The organism is Paraglaciecola sp. (assembly GCF_039964565.1).
In the GTDB taxonomy this organism is placed as follows: Bacteria; Pseudomonadota; Gammaproteobacteria; order Enterobacterales; family Alteromonadaceae; genus Paraglaciecola.
Map to the genome: position 1 here is coordinate 163,012 of NZ_JBDVXF010000043.1, position 23,596 is coordinate 186,607.

13 protein-coding genes are annotated in these 23,596 nt (G+C 40.7%); 1 reads left to right on the forward strand and 12 read right to left on the reverse strand.

All coding sequences use genetic code 11. The features are described from left to right. Positions 1–28 precede the first annotated feature (28 nt). The 5 genes from ABJK37_RS19055 to ABJK37_RS19075 all read right to left on the reverse strand — a co-directional run bounded on the left by ABJK37_RS19055 (position 29) and on the right by ABJK37_RS19075 (position 9,234). Positions 29–2,161, reverse strand: coding sequence for an alpha-galactosidase (locus ABJK37_RS19055; RefSeq protein ID WP_348357199.1), 2,133 nt, complete (start codon positions 2,159–2,161; stop codon positions 29–31). A 369-nt stretch (positions 2,162–2,530) separates the two neighbouring features. Continuing rightward, complete coding sequence (locus tag ABJK37_RS19060; protein WP_348357201.1) at positions 2,531–3,976, reverse strand: SLC5 family protein; 1,446 nt, start codon at positions 3,974–3,976, stop codon at positions 2,531–2,533. A 30-nt stretch (positions 3,977–4,006) separates the two neighbouring features. Beyond that, on the reverse strand, positions 4,007–4,771 hold the full coding sequence (locus ABJK37_RS19065) for a SapC family protein (RefSeq protein ID WP_348357203.1): 765 nt from the start codon (positions 4,769–4,771) through the stop codon (positions 4,007–4,009). A gap of 4 nt (positions 4,772–4,775) precedes the next feature. Beyond that, positions 4,776–6,326 (reverse strand): tryptophan halogenase family protein, encoded by a 1,551-nt coding sequence (locus tag ABJK37_RS19070; protein WP_348357205.1) that lies wholly within the window; start codon positions 6,324–6,326, stop codon positions 4,776–4,778. 145 nt (positions 6,327–6,471) lie between these two features. Continuing rightward, entirely contained in the window at positions 6,472–9,234 is a 2,763-nt protein-coding gene (locus ABJK37_RS19075; RefSeq protein WP_348357207.1) for a TonB-dependent receptor, read from the reverse strand. Between the two features lie 651 nt (positions 9,235–9,885). Here ABJK37_RS19075 and ABJK37_RS19080 point away from each other — a divergent pair. Beyond that, positions 9,886–11,487: a glycerol-3-phosphate dehydrogenase/oxidase gene (locus tag ABJK37_RS19080; protein WP_348357209.1), complete on the forward strand. Its 1,602-nt coding sequence runs from the start codon at positions 9,886–9,888 to the stop codon at positions 11,485–11,487. 145 nt (positions 11,488–11,632) lie between these two features. Here ABJK37_RS19080 and ABJK37_RS19085 read toward each other — a convergent pair whose 3' ends face one another. The 7 genes from ABJK37_RS19085 to ABJK37_RS19115 all read right to left on the reverse strand — a co-directional run bounded on the left by ABJK37_RS19085 (position 11,633) and on the right by ABJK37_RS19115 (position 23,588). Beyond that, positions 11,633–13,741: a TonB-dependent siderophore receptor gene (locus ABJK37_RS19085; protein ID WP_348357211.1), complete on the reverse strand. Its 2,109-nt coding sequence runs from the start codon at positions 13,739–13,741 to the stop codon at positions 11,633–11,635. A 37-nt stretch (positions 13,742–13,778) separates the two neighbouring features. After that, on the reverse strand, positions 13,779–15,110 hold the full coding sequence (locus ABJK37_RS19090) for a DUF3526 domain-containing protein (protein ID WP_348357213.1): 1,332 nt from the start codon (positions 15,108–15,110) through the stop codon (positions 13,779–13,781). Further along, positions 15,107–16,543, reverse strand: a complete 1,437-nt coding sequence (locus ABJK37_RS19095; protein WP_348357215.1) for a DUF3526 domain-containing protein — start codon at positions 16,541–16,543, stop codon at positions 15,107–15,109. The genes ABJK37_RS19090 and ABJK37_RS19095 overlap by 4 nt, the downstream gene beginning before the upstream one ends. Next, on the reverse strand, positions 16,540–17,250 hold the full coding sequence (locus tag ABJK37_RS19100) for an ABC transporter ATP-binding protein (protein ID WP_348357421.1): 711 nt from the start codon (positions 17,248–17,250) through the stop codon (positions 16,540–16,542). Before ABJK37_RS19100 ends, ABJK37_RS19095 begins: the two co-directional genes overlap by 4 nt. A gap of 322 nt (positions 17,251–17,572) precedes the next feature. Next, the gene (locus ABJK37_RS19105; RefSeq protein ID WP_348357217.1) at positions 17,573–18,652 is read right to left on the reverse strand and encodes a two-component system response regulator; all 1,080 of its coding nucleotides are present in this window, start codon (positions 18,650–18,652) and stop codon (positions 17,573–17,575) included. Between the two features lie 2 nt (positions 18,653–18,654). Further along, positions 18,655–22,002, reverse strand: coding sequence for a response regulator (locus ABJK37_RS19110; RefSeq protein WP_348357219.1), 3,348 nt, complete (start codon positions 22,000–22,002; stop codon positions 18,655–18,657). A 293-nt stretch (positions 22,003–22,295) separates the two neighbouring features. Continuing rightward, the gene (locus ABJK37_RS19115; RefSeq protein WP_348357423.1) at positions 22,296–23,588 is read right to left on the reverse strand and encodes a HAMP domain-containing sensor histidine kinase; all 1,293 of its coding nucleotides are present in this window, start codon (positions 23,586–23,588) and stop codon (positions 22,296–22,298) included. Between the last annotated feature and the right edge of the window lie 8 nt (positions 23,589–23,596).

Genomic DNA, 23,596 nt, shown 5'->3' on the forward strand with positions numbered 1-23,596 from the left:
GCTTCAATCGAGCAGTGTACGGTAAATTCTACACCTTGTGTAGCTTGAAAATGAGACTAGTTTGCACGAAGGTGATCGGCAGTTGCATGCCATACTGCATTAGCACCTCTCCACTAAAGGTCTGGTTTTCTATTTTGCTTAAAATAGAGGGTGAATACTCTTTGAGTGAGGTTGGCCAGACTAAGTTGAAGCGGTATTCGCAGTTTTTTTCTAAACCAACAAACCTATAGCGTTTTGGCTGGGTTCTTCTGCTTTCAAGCACATGATTATAGGCAAATAATGCTTGTGTTTTACAGTCAGAGACCACGCCATAATCGATTGAATTTTCGTTTGAATCTAACCTATAGTGTCTACCACTATGAATTAAGTCTCTGTGAGCTTTGTATAGTTCCACCCCAGCTTTCAATTTATCTATGTCTTCTGTTGTTAATTCTCGAGGGTCCATTTCCATACCCATGCTAGCAAATAGCGCAACAGCTATGCGAGTGTCCATGCTAATCCGTCTGCCGGTAATATGACAATCGCGAGGACCAACGTGTGATCCTAAAAGTTCAAGAGGAAAGAAAAATGAAGCACCACGTTGGATACTTAGACGGTCGAGTGCATCATTTGAGTCAGATGTCCATACACGGTCGGTATGTGCCAATATGCCATAGTCGATGCGGCCGCCACCAGACGAGCAACTTTCAATTTCAACATGAGGATGTGCGCTTTTAATTCGGGCAATTAACGCGTAAACAGCTTTTGTTTGTAGGTGAATCGCACTTTTTCCGTTAGCATTGCCAGTGTGATTAATATCGCGATTCATATCCCATTTAATATAGACAATATCCGGATAAGCACTTAAAACGGCACTGATTTGCGAAAATAAATAATCGCTTACCTCTTGGCGTGTTAAATCCAGTACCAATTGGTTTCTAAACATGATTTGTGGATTACCTTCACTCGACAACACCCATTCTGGATGCGCTCGATACAAATCACTATCAGGGTTGACCATTTCTGGTTCAAACCAAATCCCAAATTCCATTCCTTGTAATTTCACATAGTCAATAATAGGACTCAGCCCTTGGGGATAAACCTTTTCATCTACCGTCCAATCTCCCAAACTACTGGTATCACTATTGCGCCCTTTAAACCAACCATCGTCAAGTACAAAGCGCTGAGCGCCTACCGATGCTGTGATATCGGCTAACTGTTTCATGGTATCTAAATTGTGGTCGAAATAAATTCCCTCCCACGTATTGTAGAAAACGGGACGCGAGCTAGCTGTATATTCCGGGCGGCGAAGGTTTTGGCGCACATAGGTATGGAAATGATGGGATAATTCACTAAAGCCATTTGCTGAATAACTGACATAAAGATTCGGAGACTGGTAACTTTCCCCTTGCTTAAGCTGAATTTCTTCTCCCCCTATTAACTCTCCCATTTGCACATAAGTGCGCTGTTCAGGCAAAAGCTCTACTCGAGTGCGGTGATTTCCGCTCCAGCCAAGATGAAATCCATAACATTCACCTTGGCGTTCATTTGCGAATTCTTCATGTACTAATACACCTGGAAAATTATCGTGTGAGGTTTTTCCTTTACGATTTTCACGGACGTAAGCACCCAAAAATAAGTCAATAGTGCTTTGCTGAAACTCAAGTGCCCAGCGGCCCTCAAAAGAAAGCACTTTAGTAACGTGATCAGGAATAACGAATGTTGGTGCCGCGCAATCGGTAACCGTAAGGGGCTGTTTTGATAGGTTGCGAACTACAGTATTAGCAATGACTACGTGACTAGATAGGTCGAGGGTTATTTGATGATTTATCTCAATCCCTCGAACTTTATCCTCAGAGATAAAACATACTTTGTTCGGTGCAGTTTGTTTGATATCAACAAGACTTGCTCCAACAGACCAAGCATTGGCGGTATTGCTTAAAGTGATACCTGGAGAGCCGGTAAAGCCGTTCCCCAAACAGGGAGAAAGACTAATAGGTACTTCTTCAGCCAGTGCACACTTAGGTTCTTGTCGTGTAGACAATACTTCTAGCATGCGGTGATTACTTTGCTGGTTGAGACGTTTACCGAAATAAAGGATACACGGCGTACCTCGACGGCAATCGAAAATAAGGCTCATGTAATCTGAATGTAAATCTATAAAATCCGCCGCTTGGCTCATGATGAGAGGCCTTGTACTGTGTTAATAAACTATAGGTATTTTAGTTTGAATACCTAAGAATGTAAATAAATCATATAAATATGTTAAATGTAAGATTACGGTGAGTTTTCGCTGTAATAATACGATTTTTCCAGCTGCTAGAGTGTGCTTTAAAAGGAGTCATACTTCACAGTTGAGCAAATCATTCACGTTACTAGAACAGGTCAATCTTCTGTGATTTATTGCGAGATATATTTTAGATTTTCCATTATTAGAGCCATATTAAAGCGCTAACTTTCATCAAATAATTTCAACACTTGTAGATCAATGAGGCGCGCTGTTTACTGATGCTACACAGCCCGCCTCATTAGACATCAGTGTTATTGATACTCAGCTGTTAACCCATTGGAACTGAGGTTTTTGCTTATAAACTACCCAGTTGAGCAATAAAGACAAAATAATGCAGCTAATCAGAGTAACAAACATCAAATGGATGTAATGCAAATCAAAGGGGGCAAAAAACGGAGAAAATTCAAATGAAAGTAGAGCGTATAAAGTTACACCAAAAATGACCGAAAATAGGCCGGCACCTGCATGCACATTTTTAAATACCAGACCTAAAATAAACACCGATAAAATTGGCATACTCAAAAGTCCGTAAAGTTGCTGGATGAGATTGATGATGCTATCGGCTTCTCGGTAAACTAATACTAAAGCTAACGATAACAAAGTGATCAAAATTGTCACAAAACCCGATAGTTTCTGCACGTTCGGTTTTTTATTAAAATACGCCTCGTGGATATCGCAAACATACAGGGCAGTTGCTGAATTTAGATTACTGTTGAATGTTGTCAACACTGCGGCTGCCATAGCAGCAGCAAATACACCACTTAAGTAATTGGGTAACAAATCGCCCACAATAGTCCCATAGGCTGCATCACCGATATCGCCATATAATTTGAAAGACACAATACCTGGTACCACGATAATAGTAGGGACAATTAATAGTCTTATTCCAGCTGCGGCAAAGACACCCTTTTGTGCTTCTTTTATATTGGGCGCTGCCATGGCTCGTTGTGTAATAACTTGATTGGTACCCCAATAAAACATTTGTATAAAAATCATGCCGGTAAAAAGGGTATGCCATGGGATGGGTGAATCATTGTCACCAATTAAAGTGAGACGCTCTTTGGGGATCCCTTCAAAGTTATAGTCAATGGCGTTTAATGCTAAAAATACCACCACTACCGCCATGATAAGAAGAATCACTCCAGAATAAGTATCTGAAACTGCGACCGCTCGCAAGCCACCAAAAATCGCGTACAAAGCGCCTACTATCGCGAATACACTAGCGATATACATTATTGGGATATCTATGTTAAACATGTTTTGCATAAATAAAGAGCCGCTATAGATAACCGCAGGACAAAAAATCAAGGCTGAGCCGAGAAAAAACAAAAGGCTAATTACCGCGCGTATATGTTTATTGTGGTAACGTTTTTCGAGTAATTCAGTTGTAGTAGTACAATTGTATTGGTAGTAAATAGGCAAAAATACTTTGGCCAGTATAAACAACCCAATAACGGCAGAAAATTCCCACAGGGCCAATAAGGCCATTTGATTACCGTTCATACCAACAAGTTGGTCAGTACTTAAATTCGTTAAGGTAATGGAACCGGCAACGTAATACCAAGCCAATCCTCCACCTGCTAAGAAGTATTCTTTGGTTTGATCGGTTTTGGTGTGTCCTTTGCCTTTGCATTGCAAATAGGTCAAAAAACCTATTGCGGCTGTAACCAATAAAAAGATAGATATCTGTGTAAAGTCTGCGTTCATATTGTTCTACTTATCAAAGTTTTAGGTGAGTTATGCAAGTGTGTTGGGCTTGCTTACTTCCATTTTTATAGTGCTAATTGAGGCCTTGCCAGGCAATGCATTATGTCTATTGATTAGAGAGTTGAGCTGATAAATAGACATCAACATAGCGTGAATAGGCGTCAGGTAACCTGCGTCATTCAAATTTACTAAAGTATCGCCCGGGAGACTTCTCAAGCGGTCTTCGTCAATAGTATGAAGTCCTGTAATTTTGTTGGTTTGACCGTTGCCATAAACAATATGTAAATCTAAGGCTTTGATCAGACTAAGCTGTTCAAGTGTTTGGGTTAATTGATGGGTTTGCGACAGACTGTTTATTTCGCTGTCTAGCGCTTGAGTTACTTTAGATAAATGCGGGCTAGCTTGTTTGTCTGCGTTAAATAAAGCTTCACCTTGTTGCTCCGATAAAGCAACGCTTTGTGCATCAAAGCCAACCCCATATTGTTTTTCTTGATTTTCTAATTGCATTAGATAGAAGGGGTAGGTTTGTACACTCAAAGGTTGGAACACTGATTGCCAATGCCCATCTATTACAAATAAGTTGTGTTGAAGTTCAATGCCACACATGGCTGAAAACGCCCAAGCGCCGTTAACATTGTTACGACTTAAAAATACCGGAAACGAGCAGGCAGCGTTGGCAATTTCAGAGGCTCGCAACTGAAGCAGGTGCTGCTTTGCTGCGTGCTCAATTACGCCACTGGGAATTATTTTTAAATTGTGGTGATTTTGACTGCTAAGCTCAGTTAATAGTGGCATGCTGCTATATTCCTTGGGGTAGTTGTTGACCTGCGCTCGTGGTATTTAACCATGTATTAATAAATGTTCGATGGTCTGGTAAAGACTGCAACATTTGTTGAGTGAGTTGTTGGTTTCGCTGCTTGATTACTTGTGCTTGTTGGCCTTGGTCATAGAGGTAGTGTTGCTGGGTGAAATCAGGTTTAAAACCCATGCCATAGATTACGTATTGATAACTGGCTGCTGGAAATAGTTCGATCGCACTTTCAAAATCAGCATGTATTGGGCCACGATAGGCCCACACCGACAAATCTTCTTTTAGAGACTCAGGTATAGTTTCACTCTTAGAATGAGCCTGCCAATAAGGCTCGGGCCGTTTTGTTAAGGTGTAATGTAATTTTAAAAAGTCGATGATTCTTGACCATTTGTAGTCCATTTGTTGATTAAAACGCTTGGCAATAGTCGTCATGTTTTTACGTTGTGGTGGTAAATTTTGAGCCACAAACCGCGATGAAATTTCAATTAGCATAATTGCAGTGGCTTCGAGAGGCTCTACAAACCCCGCTGACATACCTATAGCAACGCAGTTACGGTGCCAAAACTTCGCTCTATGTCCACATTTAAACGAAATTTTTCTCGGCTCAATGTTTTTCGCTTGCGGACCCAGGTAGGTTTTCAAATTATGCAGTGCTTCATCATCAGATAAAAACTGACTAGAATAAACATGACCCACCCCTCGCCGAGTGACTAAACCAATATCCCAAATCCACCCCGCATTTTGACCAGTTGCAATTGTGTGTGATGGGATAGGGGCATCTTCACTTGGGTAAGGTACGTGTAATGCAAGAGCTGTGTCGTTAAATAAGTATTCTTCTTTACTTATAAAGTCGACTCCTAAAGCTTGTCCCAGCAATAATGAACTAAACCCAGTACAGTCAATGAATAAATCTGCTGCTAGTTCTTGCTGGTCCTCTAAGATAATACTGCCAATATCTTGGTTTTCATTTAATTTGACTTGTTTAACTGTGCCAATAATGTGTTTAACACCTAAAGTGTTGCGACAATGTTGCTTCAGTAAATCCGCGAATGCGCCAGCATCAAAGTGATAGGCATAGTTACACTGGCCCGAATATTCTCCTTCGCTTATGCTTCTTGGCGCTAAGTTTGCTTCGCACAGGTGATGTTGATAATTCGCCTCTATCGCGAAATTTTCGATGCGATCAACGTAAGGTGCGAGATCGATGCGTCCGTAACCAAGTGGCACTGTAAAAGGATGATAGTAAAAATCATCTTGTTGTTTTACCCAATTGACAAACTTACCACCTTGTTTAAATGTGGCATTGCAGTGAGCAAAAAAGTCGCTTTCTTTAATCCCGATGTCTTTAAGTGTATTTTTCATCGTAGGCCAAGTCCCTTCACCTACACCAACAGTGGGTATATCTGACGCTTCCACCAAGCTGATTTGTATTTGTCCTTCTGTGATTGCTTTTTTGTGTTTCGAAGCAATGATAGCTGCAGCTAACCATCCAGCCGTTCCACCGCCAACTATGGCTATTTTTCTTACGTGATCAGTCATAATTAGCGTTGCCTTAGGTCGATTTCAAAAATACAAATTGGTTTTTACACATAATATACATTCACTAAAACAATTTAGGTTGCTCCTTAAAGTAAAAAAAGTGATGGTGTAAACAAACCACCATCACTTTAACAGGACTCTTTACTTAAAAGGTTGCACGTATGCCAACCGCATAGCGTGAACCATTATCTTCAATAGAATATATCTGATTAGCAAAACGTCCAGTTTGCACTAGCTCTTCTTCAGTAATGTTAATACCTTCAAAAAACACCGTCATTGTTTCGCTAATGTCATAACTTGCACTGATGTCGATTTGACCGAAAGTTTCGGTATTAACGGGCTCTCCATTGAAACCGTTATCTATATTACGTAGGAAGCTTTCTCGATTATTGTAAGCCACCCGAGCCTGCCAATTGTCTTGCTCATAAAACAATACCAAGTTTTGGGAATCTCCCAGGCCTTCTAACGCAAATGCAGTTGAGGTATCGCTACCTAATTCAACCGAACTGTCTACCACAGTTGCATTGGCTGTTATACCGAAGCCATTTTCGAACACGTGGGTCAAGGCTACTTCGAAACCTGTAACGCGAGCAGATTCACCATTTTGCGGACGGCTCACCAAATACGCTTCTTGTAATCCGTATAACTCTTGCGCCGTGATAGGATCATTTACGTCTAGATTTGAACATGCTTGATCTGCGCACAAAAAGTCAGGCTGATCGGCACGATTTTCCAGGGTAAAGGTTTCTTCTCCTGTCAAAGTGGTAATGAAATTTTCCACTTCTTTACTGAATAGCGCGAACGAAAATAAGCTAGTGTCGGCGTAATACCACTCGTATGAGATATCCCAATTGGTTGACCTAAATGGTTTAAGTGCTGGATTGCCACCGCTTGCAGTTAGGTTTTGACGTCGGGGTTCACCAAAATTTGTTGCTGGCGACAAGTCACTCATTGTTGGACGAGTTAAAGAATCGTAGGCCGCAAAACGAAGAACCATGTCATCTTGTATTTCCAATTTGATATTTATATTAGGTAGCAAACTCGAATATGAACCACCTTCCACAATATCTGTTGCAGGTCCAAAAACGTTAGAAAACAAGGTTTGGTCGCTTGTTGGTACAACATCAGCGATAAAGCTTTGAACGGCTTCTACGTCAACATTAGTGGTTGAATAGCGCGCTCCAATATTGATGTAAACCGGCATGTCATCTATGTCGCTATTAAAGTCAAAGCTAAGGTACAGAGACGAAATTTCTTCATTAATGGTATAACGATTGTTCAAAAGCTCTGGCGTAATGGGGTTGCCCGTTTCTGCCAAATAGTCTATATATGCGTCGCCATCATAGGTATAAAAAGTATCAATCAAACCGGTAAAGAAATTGTTTGCCGTGTACGGACGAAAATCAACACGATCCAATGGCGCAGCGTCGTTGTAACCACAAAAAGCACATTGACTGGCAAAAATTTGGAAGTTTTTCTTTTCGCGATCTTGATAGTAAGCACCAAAATTAGCGCCAGTGAAAACATCTCCTCCAGATTCATAGGTAAAGTCGGCTTTCAATTCAGTGATGGTATCTTCAAAACTTGGTTGGTTACCTTTTTCGTTGTAGTGCAGTCTAGCTAGGTTAGCATCTGGCAAGTTACCGTTTTGGAATCCATCGTGCTGTACTGTTGGTGTTGCACCAGTGCCATCGAAGGTATAATTGTTGATGATACCAATGACATTAAAACGGTCTTTACCGGCTCGGTCGTTTTCTGCGGTCGAACGAGAGGCGTCAAATTCAACCGAAAGAGCATCGTTGATTAACCAATCAACGTTAAGGCCGAAGGCACTATTGTTAATATCACGAGAGTTACGGGTGTGAGAAACCAAATCAGTCGCTGGGTTACCAGAACTGACAAATAACCCGACATCTTGAGAAAAGCTTGTTAGTGTTCCAGTTGCTTGGTCGATAGTGGCAGAACCGACACGGTCAGGCTCAAACCATGATGCTAAATCGGTAACCAAAGAGTCAACTTCAAACTTAGATACCATGCCATCTAGGGTAATAGTAATATCTTCTGACGGCGCATATTGCAAAACCAGATTCGCGTTTGTTCTAGTTCGTTCTTGGTTGTCTATTACTTGATCCCAATTTCTTGGGATATATGCGTTGGTAAATAACACTCCATCACGTGAGTTAGAGATTGTTTGACCTGGTCTCCATCCTGCTGTTTGTATGCTATTTATTTGAACATCTCGTTTTTCATGGCTAACCGAAAATAACACACCCATGGTGCCATCATTGAAAGTGTTGGATACTAAACCTGAAATGGAAGGCGAGGTTTCTTCAGAGAGGCTTTCATACATTCCCTTTGCTGAAACTGACGCGGTAAAGCCATCATAATCAAATGGGCGAGCGGTGATGAGATTAATAGTGCCGCCTATACCACCTTCCTGCATATTAGATGTTGTGGTTTTATATACGTCGGCACCGACGATTTGGTTAGCTGACACTGAATCAAATGCAAACTCGCGGCCTCCCGTTTCTGAAGACATTTGACGTCCATTGACCAAGACAGTGTTGAACTGAGGACCAAACCCTCGAATAGTTACTGCTTGTCCTTCACCGCCATTTCGATCTATCGATACACCGGTAATTCGTTGCAAAGACTCTGCAACATTTAAGTCTGGAAACTTCCCTATGTCTTCAGCTTTAATGCCGTCTGACACTACGCTAGCGTTTTTCTTATCGTCCATTGAAGCTTTTAAACTACTGCGATAACCACTTACTGAAATTACCTCGATATTATCTTCATTTGCGCCTGCTTGTTGCGCTACAACCGAATGAGACGAAATTAACGCGCCGATCACGGCTGAAGCTACTGCTGAATATTTGCCTATATTTTTAAAGGAATGTGTGCTCATGTCTTGCCCTCTCGTGTGTGTACAGGCGCGATTCAAGTTTTACAAATTAAATAATTAACTATTTATTTGCAGTATGTGTTTATGCGCCGAGTCATTTGTCATAAATAGGGCATTAAGCCTATTTATCATATAATAGATTCAAAATAGTAAGATGATCAACCTAAAATAAACAAAAAATTAACAACAAAGGCTGTAAATTACATTTTTTTGTGCTTCAGGTTGCAAGGATGTTATGTTGGTATTAATTTAAGTGTTTGATAAATATGTGTTATTCTGATCTTTGTTTAAATTTTTAACCGTTTTAATTATTATTGTTAATATAATATGATAAATATCACTTTAGTGATGTTTATCTGCCTGCGAATAATGTGGCTTATCAAAGTGACTATCTTCTATGGGATAAATGGGCTGGGTCTTCCGAATAAATATGTTCGTTTTCGCTAGAAAAAAAACCGGTAAATAGACTGATTTAGAGTGTTTGTTGATGATTTCAGTTTTCAGGTTTTTCAAATCTTGAACTTGTTAGTAAGCTAAATATTCATGGCGGTAAGGCGTTTATCCATTTTATGTCAATCGAATAAATAATAGTCATTGAAGAGTTAATATTCATGTCTTATAGTATTTATATGATAAATAGAGGTGGGAGTTAAGATGCATCTTCGTCAAAGCAATCTCAAAAAGTTAATTCAGCGAGAACTCGATGTGTTAATCATCGGTGGTGGTATAAATGGCGCCGTTTCAGCCGCAGCATTGTCACGAAAAGGAGCAAAAGTAGGATTGATTGATGCAGGGGATTTTGCTGGGAAAACGTCATCTAATTCCTCTAATCTTGCTTGGGGAGGCATTAAATATTTGGAGAATCACGAATATTTACTGGTAAACAAGCTGTGTAAAAGTCGTAATCATTTGATGCGAAGTTATCCTTCTACTGTTCAAGAGATTCGATTTTTAACCACGCTTCAACGGGGCTTTCGCTTTCCTGCTTGGTTCGTTTTTATCGGTACTTTGGTTTATTGGTTTATGGGGCGGTTTTTCACAAAGGCCCCAACTTTTTTGACCTCCAAGCAAATCAAAGCTTCTGAGCCCGCGATTAACATTGCTAACGCTCAGGGGGGATTTGAATACTCGGATGCTTACCTGCATGACAATGATGCACGATTTGTTTTCAATTTCTTGCGCACAGCCATGGATAATAATGCCTATGTTGCTAACTACGTGTTGGCCACAAATTGTGTAAGACAAGGAAGTTCTTGGTTAGTTGAAGCTAAAGACAATATCACAGGTAAGACATTTACTATTCGCTCAAAGGCAATTATTAATGCTTGCGGACCCTATGTGGATGAGCTGAATCATAAAGTCCAGCAAACAACCCAGCACCAGCATGTGTTCTCGAAAGGAATTCATCTAATAGTTAATAAGCTTACTAAAGTGGACAAAGTTCTGGCGTTTTTTGCCTCCGATGGGCGTTTGTTCTTTGTGATCCCTATGGGACAAAAAACTTGTATAGGAACGACAGATGAGAAAGTCGATGAACCTGATTGTACTGTCACATCTGCGGATCGAGAGTTTATTCTTAATAACGTCAACGTTTTGCTTGATTTGGACACTCCGTTGACTGCAGAGGATATTATTTCAGAACGTTGCGGAGTACGACCGCTGGCGGTTAAAGACAGCAATGGCAATCCAGATTGGGTCGCGTTATCTCGTAAACATGCGATTGATACTAATACTGATGATAAGTACTTAAGTATATTTGGGGGAAAATTAACCGATTGTTTAAACGTTGGGGAGGAAATTTGCGAGATTATTGAAAATCTGGGTATCGCATTACCGCATCGTTCAAGTATTTGGTACGGGGAGTCCGATAATAAAGTGAAAGCAGAATTTGAACATCGAGCTGACTTAATGGATTTAGACACCCTAACTCCGGCATATTCTTCTGAGAAACTAAGTACCAGATTATGGCGCAGATATGACATGCACGCGTTGCAGATTTTAGATGAAATTCAAAGAGATCCAAGTCAAGCCGAACAACTGCTTGAAAACGCAGAATACATCCGAGCAGAGCTACACTACGCAGCGAAACGAGAGATGATAACCAAACTAGAGGATTTTTTACGCAGGCGTTCGAAAATAGAAATGGTGTTAAGAAAACAAGATATTGTCAACACAAAAGGTATTAAGGAAGCCTGCGAAATCCTGTTTGCAGAGCAGGCCGACGCTAAGCTAAAAGAATATTGTGATTCACAATAGTGAGTGGATAGTGTTTTATTTATTTTTTTGCAGCTTCAGCCTATTGGATGTTGTATGTGCTGTGAATAACTTGATATAGATTCAATTTTAATTTTAGAAAAAAGCTCGCAGGTATATAAACCTACGAGCTTTTTTAGTTATAGATTTAAAATGTATAGTTGGCGGAAACTCTGACACTTCTTGGTGTACCAGGCTGGACCCAAACGCTTGCATAGGAGTTAGTGTAATACTCTTCATCAAACAGATTGTTCACTTCAGCTCGTACAGTGAGAGCGTCAGTCACCGCATAACTAGATGCGATACGTACCGTAGTATATTCAGGCAATTTAAAACTTGGTTGACCAAACTCGCCACTTCTTTCACCTACATAAACAACGCCCGCGATTAAATCTAGAGCTTTATCAGCAAGCTCGGTTTGCTGAACCAGTTGCAGGCTTAATTGATTTTCAGCAATATTCAGCAGCTCAGAACCGGCAGGTACAAAGTTATAAGAAATAAAATCGGTATAGTCATTTTTGGTTTCTGCATCAATATAAGAATAAGAAAGCCATAGGATTAAAGACTCAGTAATATTGCCTGTTAAGTCGAGCTCTACACCTTTACTGGCCGCTTCACCAATGGCGGTGGCGTTAAAGTCAGCATCGAAGGTGGCGATGTTAGATTGTTTCACATCAAACACTGCGAATGTACCTGACAGAGCGCCGTCATTTAGTGAAAACTTAACACCTAACTCTGAGGATTCTGACAAATTAGGATCTAAACCGTTCTCATCTGTTGCCCCAGAAAGAGGGCGAAAGTTTTCACCATAAGTGGCATAAAAAGATAACGCGTCTGAGGCTTTATAAACCACACCTAATTGTGGGGTAACTTTTGATTCTGAATACTCGAAGGTACTATCTGCAAGGCGATTAACCAGTTCTTGTTGGTAGTCATCAAAGCGAGCACCAATACGAATATCTAGTTTATCGGTTAAGCTAATCTGATCTTGGATGTACAAACCCATACTCTCTTGGGTTTCAACGCGATCAATATTACTTGCCAAGGCTAGCGATGATTCAGGGTATTGGCCGTAAACTGGGTCATAGATGTTAATGCTTTGGTCAGTTGACCTGTCTCGAAGAGCAAACTGATCATTCTCGAATTTATCGGCATCTATACCAATAATAAGCTTGTGGCTTAATCCTCCGGTATCAAAATTTCCGTTTAATTCAGCGCGCAATACTTGATAGACCGCATTGTAGTCGCGATAACGGCTAAAGCGACCAAAATTACCTTCATCGTCAGGTGCTGAAAAACCGTTTTCAGAGGCTAATCCCTCGAGCGAGGTATCACGATAATTAAAGCCAAGTAATGCACTCCAGTCGTCGTTTAAATCTTGATGATATTCCACTTGGTGGCCAAGCACGTCGGTTTCTATTTGGCCATAATCTGGCTCACCGAGAAAACGACTTTCTGGAATCACACCAAGCTCTCCGTTAACAGCAATCACGCCACGGTCAAAGGGAGTTTCTTGATGGCTATATTCAAGCTCATAAGTCAGATGACTGTCATCATTGATTGACCAAAGAACAGAGGGGCTAAAACCTTGTTTTGTAGTTTCAACTGTGTCGCGAAAGCTTTCGGCGTCTTCATAAAAGCCAACCAATCTAATCGCCACATCATCAGACAGCACCTTGTTGATATCTAGGTCGGCTCGAGCGGTACTGAAGCTACCCGCTGATAAATTAATCTCAGTTTTTTCGTTAAAGTTGGCGCTCTTGGTGACTAGGTTGATAGTACCACCAGGTTCGCCGCGGCCAAATAAAGCAGCACGTGGGCCTTTTAAAACCTCAACAGATTCGACCCCAGACAAGTCACGAGAGCCGCCAAATCCACGTCCAGCATTAAAGCCGTTCACTAGGTAGTTACTAGGCAAGTTTTCATCGCCCACAAAACCACGCACAGCAAAGCTATTCCATAAGCCTCCAAAATTATTTTGACGTGCTACAGAGGCCGACAAGTCTAAGGCTTGGTTTAGGTCGAAGGCACCGGCATTTTCAAGCACTAGCGAATTGATCCTTAATTCAGACTGTGGGGTTTCTAATGGGGTGAAATCTCCTTGATAGGCTTGACGAGCACCCATTACTGTGACTTTTTCGATGGCATCTATATTGGCTGTTTCCGTTTGTTGCTCGGCATTGGCATGAGCCATATTTAGGCCTGCTAAACATAGGCTTAAGTAGCGTAATTTGAGCCCATTTTTATTGATTTTCATGGTGTTACCTTATTGTATAACTTTGTTTGAACTCGAGTTAATTGGTATTGCTAACTGTGTCGGTTTTGGATACTTGACCTTGCATGACATCTTCAAACTTAGGCATAGTGTCTAAAAGCCTTTGTTTTAATTCCTTATCACCACTTTGACTAGCCTCAAGTTCATGCATTTTAAACAACGGTGGATAATAAAAATGCCTGAGTTGTTCATGGAATTTGCGTATTTGTGTTTCGTATTCGAAAGCTGCGAGCGCGTCGGTATTTGCCGCACGAGTTAACACTCTTTGTAATAAAAGAGGGGGTGATAGCAAGGATACAAAACCAGCCAAATCATATTTATTTTTTGCCGCTTGTTGATAAGCTTGGGCTAAAGGCGCTGCCTTTTGGTCGCCTACCTGTTGAAAGGCGTAGTACCACTTCCATTCGAACATACTGTTTGTTTCGGTGTAATCTTGCCATTGTGGATGAGTGGCGACAAAAGCGTCCATAGTGGTGGTGACTGGTAAGTCCCAAGCATCGTTCACCGCTTCTCGTTGCACCATCACTATGTCACCACCTTTAGGCGCATGAGTGCTTTGGTTAATCGCTAAGTCGCCTAAAATTGGAATAATAAAAGCAAATAACACCCATACACCCATTAATCCCGATGCTACCCAAGGGCTGTTAGTGGCATTTCGGCCCCACCAAATGCTCAATAGTGTCCACAATACTAAGTACACAAAGCAGGCAAAAGTAACGATAAATACATCGGTAGCAGCTGTGCCACTAATGTTCGCGCCTATCCAAAAGGGGAGTAACAAGCCTACAAATAGTGAACCAAATCGCACTATGCTACGAGCACCCCACAAGCTGATCGGTGAATGTGCAGTGGTAACCAGTAAATCAAAACGGCCGTTGGCTCGCTCGTTGGCAAATAAGTCATGAAACAGCAAAATGATAAACAACGGCGCTAACGCACTGATCACAAATACAAAGTCAAATTTACCTATTTGCGCCAGCTCAGCATTGGACGTATCACTTTCATAAATTTGTCCTTCTAGGGCTAACATTCTGACTCGATGTTTCCACGGGAAAACATCACGTTCACCTAAAGCAGCAAAGGCTAAATTACTAGGTGGCAGGTAAGTTAGATGAAAGGTGTAATAGGCCAACATGCCAAAATCGTCATGTTTGTGTTGTGCATCTTGTCGGTCAATTTCATCAGCAACTTTTAAGCGTTCGATTGTGGCATGTTGCTCATTGACCTCGTTAATGCCGCTGACCACGGCAAACCCAGACACCACTATACTGCAAAGTAAAAGCAGCAAAATATAACGCTGGCGGCACATAAAGGCCCACTCGCGTCTTAATGATTTGATTAAACTGCTCATTGCGCGCGTCTCCCTATAAATACGGCTAATATCAGTAACGCGGCTATCCACATAAATAATTGCATAAATGCCCAAAAGCTATATTGCAAACGTTTGGCTGGGGCATCGGCTGTAAAGTTGAAGTCTTGTAACACTTGCCAGTTTTGCGCACTCACTCGGGCTTGATTTGAGGCTTCTTTATCCACATTACGATTCATATCGTCTTGGTAACTGAGTTTGTCTATGTGCACTTGATTTAAAGCCTGAACAAATTCGAATCGCAGTGCTTCGGTTTCTCGTAAGAAGCGATGGTGAGTTTCAATACTGGTACCGGCTAAAATCATAGATAAGGTGCGGATAGCTACCACCGGCGACAACCAACCAAACTGCCGAGCGACTTGGCTTTGCGCCAGCTCTTCGGACATGCGCTGTTCGGCAAATTTATTTAAAACGTTGGTTAATTCGGCTTCCGAATTTTTTGCGACAGTACCGCGAAAGTTAACTGGCAACTCTTCGATTGAGTCCACATTGTATTGGGCCAATAAATTGGCTTTTAGTTTGGCGAACGCCGGATCGGCTGCGTTATGGCCGTCGCCTAATTTGCGTAATTGGGCGATCACCTCAAAGTCGCTTTCGAGTTTACCTGCTGATGGCACAGAAATGGCAGCTGTGGTACTGGCTACTCTTGGCACTATGATACAAAACAAAATCCACACAAACATTAATACGCCAAAGCTCTCACTGTTTTTACTCATGGCACATGAACATAGAACAATCAAAATGATCCACACTACTAGATAGGCAAAGTAACCGAACAAAAAACTCATAGCGGTGAGTAAGGACTCACCTTGGATCACAGTGACCACTGCAGACACCAGTATGGGTACTAAAATCAAGCCAATTACCGCAAGCATGGCCATTAATTTGCCGATTATCACAGTGTAAATAGACACTCCTTGCGACAAAATAAAAGTCAGGGTTTGTGATTCTCGCTCGCGGCTGATAGAACTAAAACCAATCAAAATTAATAATAAAGGGATTAATATTTGAATGATAAATGCCGGATCTAAACTACCTAGTTTAGTCAGTGCTGTGCCTTGTCTTTGGTCGGCAAACATGGCGCTATTTTGTCTATGGCCTTCTAGAAAAATCGAGTTTCCAGTAAAGGCATCGACACCGGGATCTAAGCGGCTTAAAGGTGATGGGGTACGAAAAGCGTAGTGCCCATAATGCACCATGCGGTGTGGATGGCGGTCAGGCTGCTCGGTAAATGTCTGCTCGGCTTGGTTTTGTAACTCCGCTCTTTGATGATCGAGCTCCATGGTTTTCACTGTGGTGACTATTACCGAGGAAACCGTCAGAAGCACTCCAAGAGTTAATACGGCTAAGGCCAGTTTTGACCTGAGCCAATATCGCCATTCATCTTTGGCTATGGCTATTATTTGCGATTTCATGCCGTGTCCTTTTGAGTAAAGGCCGCGTGGACGAGTTCTGTTTCTATTTGTTGTCCTGCTTGTGCAGAAAATTCGCCTACTAATTCTCCTTCTCTGAGTAAACCAATACGATTCGCCACTTGGCAGGCACCATACACATCGTGGGTGACCATCAAAATAGTCGAGCCATTGGCAGCCAGTTCACTGACGAGTTGATTAAATTCGTCAATCGCCACAGGATCTAAGCCCGAGGTGGGTTCATCTAAGAAAAATATCGGTGCTTCACGAAGTAAAGCTAAGGCAATCGCCGTTTTTTGGCGCATACCTTTTGAATAGGTGCTCATGTGGCGTTCTCGTGCTTGCGGTTGCAAGGCAACGCGGTCAAAGGCTTGATTCACTTGGTCATCGGTTTTGCTGATGTTGGCGAGTGATAAGAAGTAGTGGATATTTTCGCGGGCCGTTAAATGCTGATACAAAGTGGCTGATTCGGGCAAGTAAGCGGTGTGTTGACGTACGGCTTTTACGTCATCTTGCACTGCGCGGTCATTGACCATCGCTTGGCCAGTGGTGGGCTGTAAAAAGCCTAAAAAGGTTTTTAAAGTAGTGGACTTGCCGGCACCATTACCACCAAGTAAGGCATATATTTCACCTTCTGCTACTTGGAAGTTAAGAGATTTTAAAATATTACTCTGATTAATCGTAATACAAAGATCTTTTGCCTCGATCATCGGCTTTTGTTTGTTAGGTGCTGAGACGTCCAATTTAATTTCCACTTTTGATAAAAATAAAACGTGGATGATAATGTTATAACATAACGTTATCAAGAGGGAATCTTAAATCATCAAACGAAAAACGCGTTCGGTGAACGACAAATATACACGCTCACTAACTAGTTTTTTTCATCATGAGTACTTTTTAATTCGAGATTAAAGAAGTGTCCAGCAGCCAATACAACTAAAATTTAGCACGACCTGATAACTAACTCGGGCGTTTTTTAGTCAAAACCATTGGTGGTGTTTACAATTTTTCCACTAGTTGAAGAAGTCTTTATTAGTCGTCTGCATATTTTTGTGCGGTAGCATAACAAGATTCTTGTATGCGTAAAAAAGCTTCAACCATTTCAGGATCAAAGTGGCTGCCTTTTCCTTGTTCAATAATCGCCACTGCTTTTTCGTGAGGGAAGGCCGGTTTGTATACCCTTTTACTAATTAAAGCATCATACACATCGGCTAGTGCCATTAGTCGTGAAGACACAGGAATGTCATCACCAGACAAGCCTTGAGGATAGCCACTACCATCCCATTTCTCGTGATGACCATAAGCAATTTCTTTAGCAAAACGTAGAAAGTTATTGTTGCTATTCATTGTGCGAATAGCTGACTCAATGGCGTCATGGCCAAAGGTAGGATGTAACTTCATTACTTCAAATTCGGCTTCTGTTAATTTACCTGGTTTGAGTAAAATACTGTCGGGTATGCCTACCTTACCTATATCATGGAGGGGAGCGGACTTGTACAGCATAGTAATATTTTCGGGAGTCAGAAAATCTTTGAATTTGTCTAACTTGCTTAATTCTTCTGCCATAAGTTTCACATAATATTGGGTTCTTCGAATATGGTTACCTGTTTCCGGATCCCGTGATTCGGCAAGAGCACCCATTGAAACCATGGCGACATCTTGAAGCTCTTCCATTTGCATGGTGCGCTCAACGACTTTCTGTTCTAACTGAGAGTTTTGTTGGGCTAATTGTTCTTGGGCTTCTTTTAAGGCTAAATGATTTTTTACCCGTCCAGCTAAAATAGCCGGTGAAAATGGTTTGGTAATGTAGTCTATTGCACCTAACTCTAGACCTTTAGCTTCATCTTTTATTTCAGATTTAGCGGTGAGAAATATAATAGGAATATCTCGAGTTGACGGGTTAGCTTTTAGTTTTTGACAGACTTCGTAGCCATCCATTTCAGGCATCATGATATCCAGTAGGATAAGGTCTGGCCGTTGTTTTTCGACTATTTTTAACGCAAGGGCCCCATTAATAGCTGCCATAATAGAGTACTTTTCGCTTAAGACACTTTTGACTACATTGATGTTACCTGGCGTATCATCCACTGCTAAAATAATTTTTCTATCCATTGTTATTTCTTTCCTAGGTTTTGAGTGGCAACAAAATCTCTTGAAAACGTGTCAATAATTGTTTTTGCTTTTTCGTAATCATAATCTTGCAACGTAGTATACAAATGTTTAAGTGAATTTCGGTACGTGAGCTTCACACTTTTAAGAAGTTGCTGGCAAGTATCTAGGGCTTCTACGTCAAAATTGTCAATTTGAGCATTTATTTTCACCAATAACGCTTCTACGTCAATATCCATTATTTCTGGTTTCAATGGATTTTTATCAACAGCACGACGAATAATAGCTAGGGTTGTTATTAGCGATTCAATTACAGCATTGACTTTATCATCTGCCACTAAGTTATTCTCTATTGCCTGCTCTGCTTCTTGGGTTGCAGTGAATAGTTCAGTGGCTCCAATATTGCCTGAAGTCCCTTTTAATTGGTGTATTTGCGATGTTATTGTCTGCCAATTGTTTTCCTCAAGAGCTCGCTTAAGTGTTGTTGCGGTTTGCTCTTCATGTTGTAAAACTTGAGATAGGATTTGCAAGTAGGTTTCTGATTTTCCGCCTACTCTTAACAAAGCATTTTCCACATCAAAGCGAGTTAGTTCTGTTAACTCAGGTCGTTTAGAAAACGTCTCGTCGACGATTAATTGCGAGGCAACAAGGTTGCTCTTGTCAGTTAGTACATCAATTAAGGTATTAAAAAACTCTGAGGTATTAATTGGTTTACTGATGTGCCCGTCCATCCCAGTAGCGATACATTTTTCTTTTTCCATACTCATCGCGTTAGCTGTCATGGCTATTATTGGTAAGTTATTTAATTCACTCACACTGCGAATTTGTCGAGTGGCTTCATAACCATCCATTTTAGGCATTTGAATGTCCATCAGCACACAATCAAATTGTTGTGTTTGTAATACATCCAACGCGTGTACGCCATCATTGGCTAACGTCACAATTATACCAGCCTGCAGCAGTAACTCCTGTGCCACTTGTTGATTAATCAAGTTATCTTCTACTACCAAAACTCGTTTACCCGCTAGATAATTTTTATTTAACTCGAGTTGGCGTTGAATATACGATGATTTATGTATTTCAAAGGAATGTTGTTCTCGATTAATTACGGATATGATTGAATCAAACAAAGTCGAAGAGCTGATTGGTTTTGATAATAAACTGGAAATCCCTACTTCTTCACTTTGCTTCTGAATATTTTGGGTGTTGTAGGCATTGACCATTATAATGCGAGGAATTAATTTGATATCGGGATCTTCCTGAATCAAACGACTGGTTTCTATGCCGTTTAATTCAGGCATTCGCCAGTCCATTAAAATTAGGTCGAAGGGAGAAGTGGCATTTTTTAAAGTGCTAATAGCTCGCTTGCCACTTTCAACTAGGGTCGGTTGGCAGCCATATTGTGTCAATAAACTACTTAAAACTTGCCGAGAAGATAGGTTGTCATCAACCACTAATATTTTTAGGTTGTTAAAGTCTTCGGAATGGATACGCCAATATTCAGGTTGTTCAATATTATCAAATTTGGCGGTGAACCAAAATTGGCTGCCCTCGCCGAGTATACTATTTACCCCTATTTCACCGTCCATCATCTCTGTTAGCCGTTTACAGATAACCAGTCCTAATCCAGAACCGCCATATTTTCTGGTAGTAGAAGTATCTGCTTGTGAAAATGATTGAAAGAGGTTTTTAGTGTGAGTCTCACTTAAGCCTATCCCTGTGTCTAATATGTTGAATCTTATGGTGGTTGAAGAATTAGACTGTTCTTCGCAGCGCACTTGCACCAACACCTCGCCCGACTCAGTAAATTTGACTGCATTGTTAATTAGGTTTAACAAAATTTGTCCTAAGCGAACAGGGTCACCCATTACTAAGCGAGGAACATCTGAGTGGATATAAAGTATTAGCTCTAGTTGTTTCTTCTCAACCTGGATTTGCACTAAATTCGCTACATTTTGTAACACGTCTTCGATGGAAAACTCGGTTATTTCGAAGTCTAGTTTGCCCGCTTCAATTTTAGAGAAATCTAGGATGTCGTTGATGACTCTGAGCAACGCTTTGGTCGAAGTATCTATATTGACTAGATAGTCCCGTTGTTTAGGGGATAAATCGGTCTTTAAAGCTAAATGAGACATGCCTAAAATAGCATTCATCGGGGTTCTAATTTCGTGACTCATATTGGCCAAAAAGTCTGATTTAGCTTGGGTTGCCAGCTCTGCTTTGGCTTGAGCTTCTTTTAAATCGGTGATGTCAACTATTACACCTAATAGGCCACCACGTGTTCCATCACTTAAGTCAAAAGTATTTACCCAATACAATACATGGTGATCTTTACCATCGGCAAACCGCTGCACCAGCTCGTGGTGTTGTGAGCCGCCTTTGGCCAATAGTGTTGAATCTTCTTGATGATAAATTTTACGGCTTTCAAGGGGAAGATACACTAAATCCATGACTGTCTTGCCAATGATATCGTCTCTATTGATACCATAGGCTCGTTCGTAGGCAATATTACAACCTACAAACTTACCTTGTGGATCTTTAATAAAAATGGGGTTAGGGATGGTATCAATTAATGCTGACTGAAAACGAATATGGTTTTGCCGCTCTATTTCTACTTTGTGATGGGCCGTTATATCGTCAACAATCCACAGTATGCCTTTGCCTAAATCTGGAGGGGAAATCGGGTCTAGGGCTTTACCCGATAACGAACACCAAATATGGCTTTTTTTACGTGTGCAGAGCAAACGTCGAGACTTAAAGTGCTTTCCTTGCCTTAAATAATCTTTTGATTCAATTCTTAGTTGTTCGAATTCATTAGGGTTGGCAAACAAGTCTTTTACTTCGATACCAAGAAGCTCTTGCGAGGTATCGTAACCTAGTAACGTCGCTAAGCAGTCATTGCTTCGCTCTATTTTACCCAATTTTCGGTGCAACAGCATGCCAATTTGGGCATTGTCAAAAATATTTTGTAATTCCCAATTTACGTCACCTAACTCTGTCTCTGCACGCTTTCTTTCAATCACTTCAGTTTTAAGTTTACGATAATGACGTATAAATAAGAAAATTAAGAAAAGTACTACTACTAAAAATAATACAACGACTGTTGATTCCACCCAGCCATAGTTTTGCTGGCTTTGGGCTTTTAGTGCAGGGGAAGAAATGGCAGCTAATTCTACTAGATAAGGAGCACTTAACTGTGAGGCATCAAATTGGCTGGTAAAAGAGTTAAGGGCTAATGGTTCTACATGAATTGCTGTTTGGGCTGTACTAGAGACACAGAAACTAACCACTATTGCGTTTATCAGGCGAAGCATAAAAACAAAATAACGACCTTCCTTTTTGTTATTTGGCACCTTCAAACCTCTAGATCTTTCAATACATTATTGTGAGTCTGAGTAACACTATATCACTGGATATTCATAAAAATTAGAGGTATACGCAAATTAAAGGATAATTTTATTCACTTATTGATAGAGGACAAGGAAAAACGAGTTCAGTTATTTTTAATCTCTACCAACAATCTCGGGTCTCAATTGACCATCTGTGATGGTCTATATAATAAAACCGTTACTAATTTGAGATTATGATTGGTCATTAAAGTCTACAGCTATCGGGTAATTATCTTGTGTGTTGTGAAAGTCTAGATTCAGTGGCTTTCAAAATCGATGGTTGCTCGATAGCTACCTTGTGAACTGTGCTTGGAATATTGCCAGTTATGATGCGTTATAATTTTTTCACTTAGTTGTAAACCCAAACCATAGCCATGGCCAAAGGCGATGGGGCTTTTAACTGATTTGCCGTTAAATTGGTCGTTATTATCAGTTACGTTAGTGTTTATGATGGTTATGCAGCTGCCGAGTTGTTTAATAGTCACAAACCCTTCTTGGGTATGCTGGTATGCATTTCGAATGAGATTGTTTATAACTATTTGACAGGCCACAGATACTACATTGACACAGGTGTTCTCACTTTCAATTTCTACATCAACGTTTTTTCCATCCAGTAAATAAGCTAAATCGCTGCAGGCTTGACGGATTATTTTACTCAGATCAACTGGCTCTGGGACAATGGCGATATCTTCATTGCGACTGAGCCATAATAATGTGTCAGTTACATTACTCAAATTGAGTCCTGCTCTTTGAATTCGTTGTAACGTTAATTGTTGTTTATCGTTGGCAGGTTGTTTTTCGTTGAGACGTTGTAGTAAGTCTACATTGCTGCGGATCACTGCAATAGGGGTGCGTATTTCATGGCTAGCATAACTCAAAAATCGTTGTTCTCGTTCTAAACTTTGGTGCGCGGACAGCAAGCTGTCTTGTATTAAAGTCGCTAATATATTTAATTCGTTGTAGTTAAAGTCTGGAGGGGTGTTTTTTAGGGTTTCCTGATTTAAAGATTTAGCCCAGTCCTTTAACGACTCTACCGGTTTAGTGATTTTTTGCATGATTATGAACAGACAAACAGAAAATAATACGATGGCAAAAATCGCTATTACAAGGGCCCAAATTAATGGATTGGTTGGACGGCGAGTTTCGGTAATCAAAATGATATCTTTTTCAAGCATAATTTTTGAAACAAATCTCTGCTCGCCTTCGGCGGTCCTATGCAAAACCACAAAAAATATATTTTTGGGAATAGTGAAAAACAAACCTTGGTCTTTGATTTTATGCAGTCGCCCTTCTTCAATAGGAGGATTTTTAAAACGTTGCCGTATAATTTCTGGTGTATCTTGCCAGCGGCTAGCAATAGTAAAGCTAGCGATATCTCGAGGTTGACCATCTTCTACTTTTGTTGTTTTTGCTAAATCAAACATAGTGCCATTGATGCCGCGATCTAAGCCATCAATATAATAATTTGCGCTTAGAAAAGAAAAGCCTATTGCCATAGCCGAGCCAAGCAAAACCACACTGATAAAAAAGTAAAGTCTTAGACTTGGCATGATTTTCA

Bases quoted from the DNA above. Each gene is read 5' to 3' on its own strand.
- ABJK37_RS19055 (WP_348357199.1), bottom strand. From the start codon at position 2,161: ATGAGCCAAGCGGCGGATTTTATAGATTTACATTCAGATTACATGAGC.
- ABJK37_RS19060 (WP_348357201.1), bottom strand. From the start codon at position 3,976: ATGAACGCAGACTTTACACAGATATCTATCTTTTTATTGGTTACAGCC.
- ABJK37_RS19065 (WP_348357203.1), bottom strand. From the start codon at position 4,771: ATGCCACTATTAACTGAGCTTAGCAGTCAAAATCACCACAATTTAAAA.
- ABJK37_RS19070 (WP_348357205.1), bottom strand. From the start codon at position 6,326: ATGACTGATCACGTAAGAAAAATAGCCATAGTTGGCGGTGGAACGGCT.
- ABJK37_RS19075 (WP_348357207.1), bottom strand. From the start codon at position 9,234: ATGAGCACACATTCCTTTAAAAATATAGGCAAATATTCAGCAGTAGCT.
- ABJK37_RS19080 (WP_348357209.1), top strand. From the start codon at position 9,886: ATGCATCTTCGTCAAAGCAATCTCAAAAAGTTAATTCAGCGAGAACTC.
- ABJK37_RS19085 (WP_348357211.1), bottom strand. From the start codon at position 13,741: ATGAAAATCAATAAAAATGGGCTCAAATTACGCTACTTAAGCCTATGT.
- ABJK37_RS19090 (WP_348357213.1), bottom strand. From the start codon at position 15,110: ATGAGCAGTTTAATCAAATCATTAAGACGCGAGTGGGCCTTTATGTGC.
- ABJK37_RS19095 (WP_348357215.1), bottom strand. From the start codon at position 16,543: ATGAAATCGCAAATAATAGCCATAGCCAAAGATGAATGGCGATATTGG.
- ABJK37_RS19100 (WP_348357421.1), bottom strand. From the start codon at position 17,250: ATGATCGAGGCAAAAGATCTTTGTATTACGATTAATCAGAGTAATATT.
- ABJK37_RS19105 (WP_348357217.1), bottom strand. From the start codon at position 18,652: ATGGATAGAAAAATTATTTTAGCAGTGGATGATACGCCAGGTAACATC.
- ABJK37_RS19115 (WP_348357423.1), bottom strand. From the start codon at position 23,588: ATGCCAAGTCTAAGACTTTACTTTTTTATCAGTGTGGTTTTGCTTGGC.